The sequence below is a fragment of the Psychrobacter sp. A3 genome, from assembly GCF_028823565.1.
GTDB classification, from domain to species: Bacteria; Pseudomonadota; Gammaproteobacteria; order Pseudomonadales; family Moraxellaceae; genus Psychrobacter; species Psychrobacter celer.
Genome location: NZ_JAPEHS010000069.1, coordinates 1 through 13,823 on the forward strand (window position 1 = coordinate 1; position 13,823 = coordinate 13,823).

Below are 13,823 nucleotides of genomic sequence, written 5' to 3' on the forward strand. Positions count from 1 at the left end.
TCAACTGCTCTACCAACTGAGCTATCGGCCCTAACTTTTCTCTCTCGTTTAAGAAGTTCTGTATCCCTAAACGTGAGAGCATAGTATATAGATAATTTTGAGTAATGCAACCCTTAATTTAAGAAAACTGCCTTTTTTCTTGGTTTACCGTGATTTTGAACATATTTATGTCCCATGTTGCTTTAATCGCGCGACAAGGCATCGACAGGGTCGAGCTTGGCGGCGTTGCGTGCAGGTAAAAATCCAAAAACCACACCAATCAGGGTCGAGCAAACAAAAGCTGCGATAATAGAGGTCGGTGAGTAGATAACCTGAAAGCTGTCACCGCCCACACGATTAATCACCTCACCAATAACAAAGGCCAGTCCGATACCCAGCAAGCCCCCCAATACGCACACCAAAATGGCCTCAATCAAAAACTGCTGCATAATGTCGCTTTGACGCGCGCCGACAGCCATACGCACCCCAATCTCATTGGTGCGCTCGGTGACAGATACCAGCATGATGTTCATGACGCCGATACCACCAACAATCAATGAAATGATCGCAATCGAAGAAATTAATAGCGTCATGGTCGAGGTCGTGGACTCAATAGTCTGGCGAATAGAGTCAGAATTGCGGGTACGAAAATCGTCTGCGCCGTGCCGCTCTTCAATCAGCTGCGAGATAGCTGACTCTGCCGCTGACGATGAGATGCTTTCATCCACCAAGGCCACGAAATTCTCAATATAGGCACTGCCTTCAATACGCGACATGACAGTCGTGTAGGGCATGTAGATGGTTGGAGAATCAGAGCTTGGGCCAAAGCCACTGTCTTTGGGTTCAAGGACACCTATCACGCGCCCTGGTACTGTGCCAATTAGTAGAACTTCACCAATAGGGTTGTCATTATCCGCGAAAAAAGTATTTTTGGCATTGTCATCTAAGATGACGTCTTGTGTACGCCGCAAAATACTTTGTTCATCAAAGGCTTGTCCTTGTGCCAGCGTTTCGCCCGTCACATCCAAATAGTCTTTACCCACACCACTGACGGTCGCTGATTCTTGGATATTGCGATAGCGAACGGTAGCGCTGCCATCTAACTGAGGACTGACGCTGACCACATAAGGCTGTGCGGCAACGGCATTGGCGTCATCAGGGGTTAAGTTGTCATCGTTGTAACTGCGCCTTGGATCCCCCCATGGATAGCCATCGATGACAGTGATGGTATTGGTGCCAAGCGAGCTGATATTGGTCAAAATTTGCTGCTGTGAGCCTTTACCCAAGCCCACGACTGAGACGACTGAAGCAATACCAATAATAATGCCCAGCATGGTCAGCAACGTGCGCATTTTGTGCGCGCGCATGGCCAGCAGCGACATTTTAAAGGCCTCAAGCAGGCGGTCAATAAAGCTACCGATGCGGCTTTTTTTGTGCTGTTCTAAGATGGCCTCAGGCTGCTGTGTGCTATGCTCATAATGGTCATTGTGATAGTCATCAATAATATAGCCGTCTTTAATCTCGATGACACGCTCAGCTTGCGCGGCGATGTTGGGGTCGTGCGTCACCATAATGATGGTGTGCCCTTGCTCGTTTAACGACTGCAAGATTTGCATCACGTCTTTGCCCGATTGACTATCGAGCGCACCTGTCGGCTCATCGGCAAGGATAATTTCGCCCCCATTCATCAAGGCGCGTGCAATAGAGACGCGCTGCTGCTGACCGCCTGATAGCTGACTGGGACGGTTGCCAACCTTGTCTGCCAGACCCAAATCACCGAGCAGGTGTGCGGCGCGTTCGCTACGTGCCTCTTTGTCCATACCTGCATAGACGGCAGGCACGGCAACATTGTCGCGTGCGTTAATGTCGCCAAGCAAATGATAGCGCTGAAAAATAAAGCCAAAGTGTTCACGGCGTAGGGTCGCCAGCTCATCGGCCTCAAGCTGGTTGACTGACTTGCCATAAATCTTATAGTCGCCTGCGCTGGCTTTATCCAAGCAGCCCAAGATATTCATCAAGGTTGACTTGCCTGAGCCTGATTGCCCGATGATGGCGACCATCTCACCTTGATAGATAGTCAAGTCAATATCATGCAGTACCCGAATTATCTGTTCGCCTGCGCGAAACTCCCTAATGACGCCTGTCAGCTGCATTAATGGTGGCGCATCAGCCGTTTCAGCGTGCATTTTTTGGGTATTCATAACCAGCATCTACCTTTATCATCTCTTTTTAGTACGTCTTCATTGTTGACCTGTGTTGCCATTAGAATGGTGGGCGACCACCGCCAGATTGTTTGCCTTTACTGCTACTATTGTCTTCGCTTAAAATGACATCGTCACCTGCTTTTAAGCCGCTAAGAATTTGCGCATTGACGCGGTTATTAATCCCAACCGTAACAGGCTGTTCTTTAACCGTGCCGTCTGCTTGTAGTACGCGTACGATCGCAGTTGTCTTACCGCTAGTATCGGTCTTGCTGTTTTTAAGGGCGGTAGAGGGTATCAATAGGGCATCTTTGGCTTGGTCAATGACCACGTACACCTGTGCAGTCATATCAATACGAAAGCGGCGCTCAGGGTTGGGCACTTCTAAATAACCGATGTAGTAGATAGCGGTGTCGGTCGAGCTGGTCTCACTGATTTGTTCAGGAGCAGGCTCAATAGCTTTGAGCGTGGCATCAAATTTCTGCTCAGGATTACCAATGATGTTAAAGTACACTGGCATGCCTGCTTGTACATTAATCACATCTGCTTCGGAGATTTGCGCGTTAATACGCACGGTGGATAAGTCGGCTAAGGTAACGATGGTCGGTGCGGTTTGATTCGCATTAACGGTGCTGCCTTGCTCAGTGGTGATAGAGACAACTGTACCTGACATGGGCGCGCGGATGGTGGTATAGCCCAAATCTTGCTGAGCAGTATTGACGTTGGTTTGTGATTTTCTAAGCTCGGCTTTTTGGCTACTGATATCGGCATTGGCAGTCACGATAGCGGCCTTGGCAGTGTCAATCGCCGCGCGTGCATTGTCTACTGCCGCTTTAGCCGTTTGAACCGCTGTGGCTTGGGTGTCGTATTCTTGCTGACTGATGGCGTCAATTTCTACTAAGGATTTTAAGCGGGCAAAGTCAGATTGTGCCTGTTTAAGCTCAGATTGACGACTGGCCAAATCGGCATAAGCGCTTTTTAAGTTGGCACGTTTACTTAATACATCTGCCTGAGCGCTTTGTAATGCTGCTGCGCTTTGCTCTAGTGTGGCTTGTTGATTATCTAAGGCATTTCGTTGCGTGACTTGGTCAATTTGAGCAATCAAATCACCTTGCTGGACTTGGTCGCCAATATCGACATACAGCTTTTTGACTTCACCAGAAACCTGCGCGCCAACCTCAACCGTATTTAGCGCTTTGACCTTGCCTGATGCCATGACATTGTTTTCAATATCGCCGATTTCGGCTTTAGCGGTCAGATAATTGGGTTCAGCGGCTTTTGGTTTTAACTGTTGATACGCAAAAATCCCAAGTAACAGCACAACGATTGCGGCAACCCCCCATTTTATTGCCGTTTTTTTACTTACCTTTTGCATCACACTTGCCCCGTAACCTTGAATCAAATGCAGTTATAGTAAAGGGTTGCTTGTCAAAAAGGAATGGCAATTAGTTTAAGAAAGGTTAAGGAGGATCGAGAGAACCAAAATCTGCCACTCGGCTGTGGCGGATTTGGTCGTCTTTTATACAAGTAAGTCGTTTATAGAGGTAAATTAGAGATGGCGGTCAAACGAGAGGTGTATCAAGTGATAAACAAGCGTTTGCCGGACAGCTCAAGCGCTGCTTGTAACAACAGCTCCCACGCAGGCTGACGGATAAGTCCTTTAATAGCTTGGTCGCAGCGATAAAGCAGCGCCGGCCACTGCGCGGTCTGCGCCTTTGACTGGCGACGACACGCCTGCTGATATAAGCCTTGTTTGCTGCGCCAAATGCCGAGCGCCTGCGGGTCTTTTCCATCTAGCAGCTGCATAATCTGGCGCATGTCTTTACTGATTGCCCACAGTACCAACGTTGTCGGCTCATCGGTGGCCTTGAGCTGCGTGATGATTTTGACTACCTGCGCGCTGTTGCCAGCCAGCATGGCATCGGATAAATCAAAGACACTAAACTGAGCATCACTGACCAGCGCGGCTTGTAGATCATCAATATCTAATGCGACGTTGTCGGTATGAGTCCTGCCGTCAGTTGAGCTGGTAGAGTGATGGGCTGATTGTTCATGAGGAGTCGCCGCAGGTGCGAGCTGCGGCGCAAACAGATAAGAGAGTCGCCATAAGGTTTGATAGGCGCTTAGCAGATGGTGCTCGGTATGCGACATCAGCAGCTGCCACGCTTCTTGTGACAGCGTGAGGCCAAACTGCTGGGCCTGTATCTGTAATAACTGCTGACGCTGCTGCTCATTGTACAAGTTGCAATCAATCACATGACCGTACTGAGCAAATAGCGCAAACCATTTGCTGCTCTGGCTGCGCTTGTCTTGCTTAGGCGTGAGCCATAGCAGGCTGTGACTGTGCGTGCCTGCTTGTGCCTCGATAGCAAAACGTTCGAGCGCGGCAATGACGGCTTTATCAGGTTTGTGATTGCCTGTCACAATTAGCGCACTGGCATCGTCAAACAACGACTGACTGCCAAGCTCGGATAGCACATCTTGCCAGCTTTTGACGGACACCAGCTCGATACGTTTGATGGCATAGTTTTGCGCGCGCCAGTGCGGACGCATGGCATCGATAAGCCATTGACTGAGTAACGGCTCATCACCGTGTGCCAGCCACAAGCCAGCTACTGCCGCCGCGGGTTGTAGTAGTTTTGGATAGGCTTGGATAAAAGTATCTTGCATAGGCTGAGGATACACAGGTTAAAAAAAGAAGAAAAGAGCGGCGTTACATGATCATGAAAAATGACGAAGCATTCCTACAGACTTATAAAATTACTGGGTGTTTGGCACCATCACGGTGGGTGCAGTGGCGCTGTTTATCATGGGTACTGTCTGCTTACCAGCAGGTGGCACTTTGGGTAAGGAGATAGCGACGTATTGATCCGTGATACGGCGTGCCAAGCGTTCATAGAGCCAGTCACGAATCTGATCACCTTGCTGATCGTCAGTGCTGACTGAGGCTTCGTTGTACTGATAGCTGCGATCGACTTGGATGGCGTTTTTGAGTATCACAGGTTTGCCATTTTCAAAGGTCTGATAGCTGACATCGGCTGAGAGCACCAAACGGATTTCTGTCAAAACCCCAACCAGCTCATAACGCTTAAATCGCACATTGCTGATATCGATGACGGCGATAGGCTCTGCATGTGCTTGTCGATTGTTACGTGCCACATCATCTAAGGTCATATTGCTCATGACTTCCGCGCCTAGGGTTTTTAGGCGCTGAGTCAATGGCAGCTTGAGCGGAAACGACGTGCGATCATCTTCGATAATGACCGCTGTTTTGGCCACATCGAGCAGCATTGGTGTTTCATAACCGCGCAGCTGAAAGCCGCAGCCACTCAGTGCGGTGGTGGCACCGAGCACGGTCATCATCGGCAAAGCAGCCAGTAACGCTGTTGCAAGTTTTTGTCCGCTGGTCGATGATTGTGACGGTACTGCTCGGTGCTTATACGACATAATCACTATCCTTTAATGATAAAAAGCTTGGGAGGTGCCCTCAAATCCTCGTCTTTGGCCTAGTGAAGCAGTAAAGGCCGCTATCGAATAGAGGTGAGAGCACGCCCTAACGTAATAAAGACGCATCGCAGAACAGCGCTAGCGGGTAGCGCCTAGCTAAAGACGATGTACTAGCCTGCAACCACAATATTGACCAGCTTATTGGGTACGACGATCTCTTTTTTGATGTCCCCTGTCAAAAACTTGGCCACACCCTCAAGTGTGCGTGCTTGCGCTTTTAGCTGCTCAGGGTCGCTGTTGGGGGCGACATCCATTTTGCCGCGCATCTTACCATTGACCTGCACCACCATGGTGATGGTATCTTGTACCAGAGCGCGCTCGTCGACAGCAGGGTAGCTTAAGTTGACCGTATCGACACCCAGCTGCTCAAGCAAGTGCTCGCCGACGTGCGGTGCGTAGGCAGATAGCATGATTAATAAATCAATCAATGCTTCGTGCTGTACTCGCAGGTCTTGCTCACTGCTGGCTTTAAAGCCAGTCAGCTCATTGGCAAGCTCCATAAGGCTTGAGACGGGCGTGTTTAGCGCCAAGCGCTCGCCTAGGTCACTGTCAATCTTGGCGACGGTTTCATGAGTCTTACGGCGTAAGTTTTTCGCCGCTTTGCTAAGATGCTCTGTGTCTAATACTTCGTTATTGAGCGTGGCTTTATTCAATGCATCAGGGCTTAGGCTTGCAACTGCTAGGGCTTGCATATGGTCGGTTGCGATGCGCCATACTTTTTTAACGAAGTTATAGGGGCCTTTTAGCGCGTCATCTGACCACTCAAGCGTCTGATCGGCAGGGGCGGTAAATAGCGTGTACAAACGTACGGTATCCGCGCCATATTTATCAATGGTGATTTGTGGATCGACACCGTTGTTTTTTGATTTGGACATTTTTTCTATTTTGCCGATGGTGACAGGCTGTCCATCAGATTTTAAAATCGCTTTAACTGGCTGACCGCGCTCGTTGTAGTCGATATCGACATCTTCGGCGAAGTAGTAAGTGGTGCTGCCATCAGCGTTGCGGCGGTAAAAAGTGCCCGCGAGCACCATGCCTTGCGTCATCAAGTTGGCAAATGGCTCATTGCCTGATACCAAGTTTTCGTCGCGCATCAATTTGTGGAAGAAACGCGCATAAAGTAGATGCATGACCGCGTGCTCGACACCGCCGATGTATTGATCGACAGGCAGCCATTTATTGGCGGCAGATTTATTGACCATATTTTGCGTGTCGTTTGGACTGGCAAAGCGTGCGTAGTACCAGCTCGACTCAACAAAGGTGTCAAAGGTATCGGTCTCGCGCTCAGCTGGGTTGCCGCACTTTGGACAAGTGGTATTGACAAACTCTGGCATGCTTTTGAGCGGGTTGCCGCGGCCATCAGGGACGACATCCGTTGGCAGTACGACAGGTAGGTCTTGCTCTTCGACAGGCACCGCGCCGCAGTGCTCACAGTTGATCATTGGGATAGGGCAGCCCCAATAGCGCTGACGTGAGACGCCCCAATCACGCAGACGATACTGGATTTTTTTCTTCGCAAGCTGTTGGGGCTCAAGTTTGGCAAGCATTGCCTCAAACGCTTGATCAAAATCCAAGCCGTCAAATTCGCCTGAGTTCACCAAGATATTGCGCTCAGTATAAGCAAGATTTGGCTCAGAGCCGTCCGCTTGAGCCGCAGCAAGGACGGATGCTTCAAAGTCTGCAGGCGACTGGATGACTTGCTTGATAGGTAGGCTGTATTTGGTTGCAAACTCATAATCGCGCTCATCGTGCGCTGGTACCGCCATCACTGCGCCTGAGCCATAGCTCATCAAGACATAGTTGGCGACCCACACAGGGACTTCTTCACCAGTGAGAGGATGGGTCACGGTCAGGCCTGTATCCATACCGATTTTTTCGGCTTTGGCCAGATCCGCTTCGGCGACCGAGCCTTTTTTGCACAGTGCACAAAACTGAGCGATGGCGTCATTATGCTCAGAGGCGTACTGCGCTAACGGATGCTCAGCGGCAACGGCGACATAAGTGACGCCCATCAAGGTATCAGGGCGAGTGGTAAACACTTCTAAGGTGTTGCGCTCGCCGGCGAGCTCATAAGGGAAGTGTACTTCCATACCCGCGCTACGGCCGATCCAGTTGCGCTGCATGGTCAGAACTTCAGATGGCCAATGACCCTCTAGCTGGTCTAAATCATCGAGCAGCTCATCGGCATAATCAGTGATATTAAAGTAATACATCGGGATGTCGCGCTTCTCAACGGGCGCGCCACTACGCCAGCCTTTGCCATCGATGACTTGCTCGTTGGCAAGAACGGTGTTGTCGACCGGATCCCAGTTGACGGTAGAGAGCTTTTTGTAGACCAAGCCTTTTTTGTAGAGCTGCAAAAACAACCACTGCTCCCACTGATAATACTCAGGGCTACAAGTGGCAAACTCACGTGACCAGTCGATAGAGAGACCGAGCAATTTTAGCTGAGCGCGCATGTTGTCGATGTTGGCAAATGTCCAAGCAGCAGGCGGCGTTTGGTTGGCGATGGCGGCGTTTTCTGCTGGCAAGCCAAAGCCATCCCAGCCCATTGGCTGCATGACATCAAAGCCTTTGAGGCGATAATAACGGCTGAGTACATCAGAGATGGTATAGTTACGCACGTGTCCCATGTGCAGCTTGCCACTTGGGTACGGAAACATCGACAGCATATAGCGACTTGGCTTGTCGCTTGGCGCATTGCTCACTTCATAGCGTTTGTCCGTTGCCCATTTTTTTTGTTGTGCCGCTTCGATCAGCTGCGGTTGGTATTGGGTAGGGTCTATAGAAGTATTGTTGGTCTGATTGGTATTAGCAGTTTCTGCTGTCACGGCGTTGCTCATAGTCGGCTCGAAATTGATGATTACAGATAAATTGGGTAAAACAAAATAATGCCATAGCATAGCGTAATTTGGCAAAAATTGCGATGGTATGATGACGCGTTTGCGCGCTGTCACGACGACAGGTTGGCAAGTTGGGGGAAGGCATCATAGCAGCGACAGAGGGTTTTTGTTTAACAAACCAAAAATTAACCGGCTTCGGTATAATACAGCGACTAATGATTATAGATTGGGAGTTTTTATGAGCATCACTGTTTATGGCATCAAATCTTGTAGCACCATGAAAAAAGCGTTTACTAAGCTTGATGAGTTGGGTGTCAGCTATGAGTTTCATGATTATAAAAAGCAGGGTATTGATAAAGAGAGCGTAGAGCGTTGGGTAGATTCGCTAGGTATCGATAAAGTGCTAAACAAGCGTGGTACCACATGGCGTAAGCTGACCGATGAGCAAAAGCAAGCAGCTGATGACAGTATAGATAAAGCGATAGATTTGCTGGTAGAAAACACCAGTATGATTAAGCGTCCGATTGTGGAAGGTCAGATTGACGATAAAAATCAAGGTCAGCCAATATTGTTGTGCGGCTTTAATGAAGCGGAGTTTGAGGCGGTTATTTATAAATAGTTTTTATAAAAAAGCTGTCACTTTGACAAATAATAAACTATGCTCTCATAGGTAGAATTAAGTTTACTAATTTATAGGGTCTATTGAATATTCAGACGTGCTACCAGCATGATATCTGAATATTCAATAGACCCTAATGTTCGAGGATAGAATGATGAAAAAATTATTACTGATGGCTACGCTTGCAGCAACACCTATAATGGCCACAAGCGTACAGGCGGCAGACTCATCAACTAAAGTAACCTTTGCAAAAGACAGCTATTGCGGTAACTTTACAGGCAATATCAAAGATGGAAAAGTGTTTCGTTTATGGCTTGCAGCAGACCAGAATTTAGTAATTCGTAATGTCGGCGATGATCGCATCAATGTGGCTTATGTCTCAGGGCCAAGTGGTCGATTGGACGGTGACCGCTATGATAATGAAACGTCTTATATTACTGAGAGCAAAGGCAATCACTATATGAAGGTTTATGGCAATAGTTACCATAGTTCTGTTGAGTTCTGTGCTTATTAAATTCATCTTGTTTGAATGAATGTTGATGGGTCATAAAATTGATAAACAGTTAAAAAGCCCAAGCTTAGAGTCTAAGCTCGGGCTTTATAACACCTACGACAAACCAAATCGCACTGAAGCACCAAATAATGAGCACGTAAAGACGAATTTGCTCTGCTGTCCAATCAAGCGCAAACCACTCAATCATAAAGAACGACTTCCAGCCCTCTATCCAGCGCGCACCGCCATAGCCAATAATCCACCAGCAATATAGGCTCTCTAAAACAAACAGTAGGCACCACAGCCACAGCGGCATGATTGACTCCTCAAGAAGCTAAAGCATGGCCGCATCAAGGTCACGACTGATTAAGGTACCGACGCCTTCGTTGGTAAAAATCTCCAGTAAGGTCGCATGAGGCACACGGCCATCGACGATAACCGCACTTTTGACACCGCCACGCACCGCATCAAGTGCACATTGAATCTTGGGAATCATACCGCCTGAGATCGTACCATCTTCAATCAAGCCATCAACTTTCTTAGGTGTTAGTCCAGTCACCACTTCACCGTCACGGCCCAATACCCCTTTGATGTTGGTCAATAGCATCAGCTTCTCTGCTTGCAAAAACTCAGCCACTTTACCGGCCACCAAGTCGGCATTGATATTATAAGTATACCCTTCGCTATCCACCCCAAGTGGGGCGATGACTGGAATAAAATCAGAGGAGATGAGCATATTGATTACGTCTTTATTGACACTCACCACATCACCGACGAACCCCAAATCCACAGGTACAGCGACGCCATCGGTATCTATTTTGTCCATCATCAGTTTTTTTGCTTGAATTAAGTTGGCATCTTTACCAGTTAGGCCGATAGCGCGGCCGCCGTGTTTGTTGATGAGACTGACGATAGATTTGTTGACGCTGCCGCCTAGCACCATCTCGACGACATCCATGGTGCTTTTGTCAGTGACACGCATGCCATCGATGCGATCAGACTGCCGCCCCAACTCTTTTAGCAGGTTGTCCACCTGCGGGCCGCCGCCATGAACGACGACAGGATGCATGCCAACGGTTTTGAGTAAGACTATATCACGGGCAAATGAGCTCTCAAGCGCAGGGTCAGTCATGGCGTTACCGCCGTATTTGACCACGATGATCTTATCGACAAAGCGCTGAATATAAGGCAGGGCAGTGGTCAATACTTCAGCGGTGATTTTGGCATCGTCTAGATTAAGCGTCATTACAAACTCCTACGGTAAAGGTACAGGGTAAAAATATAAGCCAAAAAAGTGGGGGTGATAAGTTATTCAGCAGCAATCGCGATGATTTGCTCTGCCAGTCTTTGATCGAAGGGTCGGCATAAAGCGGCAAATCTGTTTTGTACTTCTTTTAAATCGTCAAGACTATCACCTGCAAAGCGCGCGGTCAGGTGATGACTGGTATTGGACTGCCGCAATACGCCAAAACCATGCGTAAAATCCAAGCGCACACCGTCGATACAGCTCAGTCTCGTGCCGATAGGCAATAACTGCCGCGCCTGCGCTAAGGTGATAGCGGGCTGTTGCGCTATACAATCACAAGACGAGCGTTCATTAACAGCTGCGTAGCTGCAGGTAGGATTGACCAAGCAATCTTCTTGAGACTCTGCTATATTGGACTGCTCGCGGGCTGCATCCATGAGCTGCTGTATATACTGACAAAAAACCTGTAGCTGCGTCACGATAGAGCGCTCGCGCGTGAGGGCATACGGTACTGGCAGATAATGATCGGCGGTACTGACCAGCGTAGGCAGACTTTGGGTGATAGCTGCTAAGGAGGTTTTGGTAGCATCGTCCGGCTGAGCGGCCAATCCATGCAATAGCCGTAATGCCGCGTACATGGCATCATCATAAGCGATAAAACGCTTGTCATTAAAAATAAAATGCCCCGATAGCTCGCCTGCAAAGACAATGCGGCTATCGGTATGCTGCATCTGCTGGCGCATCAGACTGCTCCCCGTCCTGCTCACGATAGGCTCAGCGCCCAGCTCGGCCAGCAATGCAGGCAGATGGTGGGAGCACTTAACATCAAACAGTACTTGAGGCACCGTGGTTGAAGCTGGGTTAGGCGCGCTATCGCAGAGCGCGGATTTTGCCAGTAGATACAACAGATGATCTGGCATCACCGTCTTGCCATTTTCATCGACGACCATCAGCCTATCGCCATCGCCATCGAACGCCAGTCCGATATCGGCTTTGTGCGTGGTGACCGCTTGCTGTAACTGCTTGAGCCGACTTGGCTCTGTAGGGTCGGGGTTACCCAAAGGAAAATGACCGTCTGCTGTATCGTTAAGCATGACAACGCTCTGACAAAAACGCTGAAATAAAGGCTGAGCGATGTGACTGGTTGCCCCGTGCATACAGTCGATCACTACCGTCAGCTCAAGCTTGGGCGCAGCATAGCGCCAGTCGCTGCATGGCCGCTGGGCTGCGCTGTATTGTCCGTGATGGGGTGATGCTTTATCGCAGGTCTGCTCACCACTTATAGGGTATAGAGGATATAGCTGGCTAAAAACATGATAAATGGCGTCGATATAGCCGTAACTCACTTGCTCCGTTGGCAGATGCCCCAGAGAACCTATCGCTGCAGTCAAAGCAAGCGGCGTATCAGGAGGCGCCAGCTGCTGATAGAGCGCTTGAATCTCAGCACAGCTAGGGGAGTGATGGTTTACCAGCCATTTTACGCCTAAGATGTCTTTGGCCGAGTGACTGGCGGTCACCATGATGCCATGTCCCTGATATTGCGCCGCCCAATATGCCATCATCGGTGTGGTCACCAAACCGAGCTGAATGACATGCAGGCCATGCTGTGCCAAGATAGTCGCTAAGGTATGTGCGATGTCATCACTGCTGCAGCGCACATCGTAGCCGATGACGACGATGCTTTGCTTGTGGGTGGTGTCTCGGTATTCGGCAGTTTGATATAGATTGGCAAAAGCGTGCCCCAATGCCTGAATAAAATCGGTGGTAAAATGCTGCCGCGGCCCGCGAATATCATAAGCACGAAATAAGGATTGCTGCGCAGCAAAAGATGGCATCGCTTACTCTCCTTATGGCGTGATGGTTAAAATAGTAGAGGTTTTTTAGAGCCTGTCTTCCATTCAAGCGACAGTTATTAAATAGTCAAAAAAAGCAAGTCGGTCTACTGGCGACCTGAATGACCAAAACCGCCTGCGCCGCGCGCACTGGCATCACTAAACTCTGACACCACGGTAAATTCAGGGCGAGCGACAGGGACGACAATATACTGCGCCATGCGCTCTGCTGGGTTTAATACAAAATCCGCAGCGCTACGATTCCAAATACTGACCATCAGCTCGCCTTGGTAGTCGGCATCGATCAAGCCCACCAAATTCCCTAAAACAATACCGTGCTTATGGCCCAGCCCTGAGCGCGGCAGAATCATCCCAGCATAATTAGGGTCCTCAATATACACAGCCAGACCTGTACCGACAAGATGTGTTTCCCCTGCTTTGATGGTCAAAGGCGCATCGATACAGGCGCGCAAATCAATACCAGCACTACCATCGGTTGCACGTGTCGGCAAAGAAAATGCCTTGTCTTCAACGATTTTCGGGTTTAACACTTTTACTTGTACAGCTTGCATAACGCACTCACTCAACGATTGGATAGGTTGTAAATTAAATTCAAAAAAATGCCTGATTCAGGCGACTCCGATTGGCTTTGTAAAAACAAAAAAGTCAATGACTGCTACATGACTGCTTTGGTGCTCACTCACAGTATCAGCACACTTGCTAGGCCCAAAAAGGACATAAAACCGACAATATCAGTGACGGTGGTCAAAATCACCGACGCTGATAGAGCAGGGTCGATATTCATGCGTTTTAGGAGTAAAGGAATGCTAATGCCTGAGACATTGGCTGCAGTCATATTGATGGCGATTGCCAAGCCAACGACCGCACTGATCTTGATATCATGAAACCACAATTGGGCGATAAACGCCATGATTATTGCCCATGTCATACCGTTTATCGCGCCGACCCACAGCTCTTTGTTCAGTAGCCATAGGCGGTTGGAGCCACCAATTTGACCCATCGCTATACCACGAATGACGACTGTTAATGTTTGCGAGCCAGCGATACCGCCCATACTAGCGACCACGGGCATTAAAATCGCC

Annotated in this window: 12 protein-coding genes; 2 read left to right on the plus strand and 10 right to left on the minus strand. The window is 49.0% G+C overall.

What is annotated here, in order from left to right:
• Positions 1–182 precede the first annotated feature (182 nt).
• The 5 genes from NK638_RS09435 to leuS form a co-directional block, all read right to left on the minus strand.
• Entirely contained in the window at positions 183–2,180 is a 1,998-nt protein-coding gene (locus NK638_RS09435) for a MacB family efflux pump subunit (RefSeq protein ID WP_274632817.1), read from the minus strand.
• A gap of 61 nt (positions 2,181–2,241) precedes the next feature.
• A complete protein-coding gene (locus tag NK638_RS09440; RefSeq protein ID WP_274632827.1) occupies positions 2,242–3,555 on the minus strand; it encodes an efflux RND transporter periplasmic adaptor subunit in 1,314 nt (437 codons plus the stop codon).
• Between the two features lie 203 nt (positions 3,556–3,758).
• Positions 3,759–4,850, minus strand: a complete 1,092-nt coding sequence (locus NK638_RS09445; protein ID WP_274632818.1) for a DNA polymerase III subunit delta — start codon at positions 4,848–4,850, stop codon at positions 3,759–3,761.
• Between the two features lie 90 nt (positions 4,851–4,940).
• The gene (locus NK638_RS09450; protein ID WP_274632819.1) at positions 4,941–5,627 is read right to left on the minus strand and encodes an LPS-assembly lipoprotein LptE; all 687 of its coding nucleotides are present in this window, start codon (positions 5,625–5,627) and stop codon (positions 4,941–4,943) included.
• Positions 5,628–5,797: 170 nt separating this feature from the next.
• Positions 5,798–8,530, minus strand: coding sequence for a leucine--tRNA ligase (gene leuS, locus NK638_RS09455; protein WP_274632820.1), 2,733 nt, complete (start codon positions 8,528–8,530; stop codon positions 5,798–5,800).
• A gap of 238 nt (positions 8,531–8,768) precedes the next feature.
• Here leuS and NK638_RS09460 point away from each other — a divergent pair, with 238 nt between their 5' ends.
• Both NK638_RS09460 and NK638_RS09465 read left to right on the plus strand, forming a co-directional pair.
• A complete protein-coding gene (locus tag NK638_RS09460) occupies positions 8,769–9,149 on the plus strand; it encodes an arsenate reductase (protein ID WP_274632821.1) in 381 nt (126 codons plus the stop codon).
• Between the two features lie 154 nt (positions 9,150–9,303).
• Complete coding sequence (locus NK638_RS09465; protein WP_198335856.1) at positions 9,304–9,663, plus strand: hypothetical protein; 360 nt, start codon at positions 9,304–9,306, stop codon at positions 9,661–9,663.
• A gap of 64 nt (positions 9,664–9,727) precedes the next feature.
• Here NK638_RS09465 and NK638_RS09470 read toward each other — a convergent pair whose 3' ends face one another.
• The 5 genes from NK638_RS09470 to NK638_RS09490 form a co-directional block, all read right to left on the minus strand.
• Positions 9,728–9,958: a hypothetical protein gene (locus NK638_RS09470; RefSeq protein ID WP_274632822.1), complete on the minus strand. Its 231-nt coding sequence runs from the start codon at positions 9,956–9,958 to the stop codon at positions 9,728–9,730.
• 18 nt (positions 9,959–9,976) lie between these two features.
• Positions 9,977–10,888 carry an acetylglutamate kinase gene (gene argB / locus NK638_RS09475; RefSeq protein WP_274632823.1) on the minus strand — a complete coding sequence of 304 codons (912 nt, stop codon included), beginning with the start codon at positions 10,886–10,888 and terminating at the stop codon, positions 9,977–9,979.
• Positions 10,889–10,950: 62 nt separating this feature from the next.
• Positions 10,951–12,723, minus strand: a complete 1,773-nt coding sequence (locus NK638_RS09480) for a phosphomannomutase (protein WP_274632824.1) — start codon at positions 12,721–12,723, stop codon at positions 10,951–10,953.
• 104 nt (positions 12,724–12,827) lie between these two features.
• Complete coding sequence (gene dut / locus NK638_RS09485; protein WP_274632825.1) at positions 12,828–13,292, minus strand: dUTP diphosphatase; 465 nt, start codon at positions 13,290–13,292, stop codon at positions 12,828–12,830.
• A 128-nt stretch (positions 13,293–13,420) separates the two neighbouring features.
• A partial coding sequence (locus NK638_RS09490) for a magnesium transporter (protein ID WP_274632826.1) occupies positions 13,421–13,823 on the minus strand: 403 nt, incomplete at its 5' end.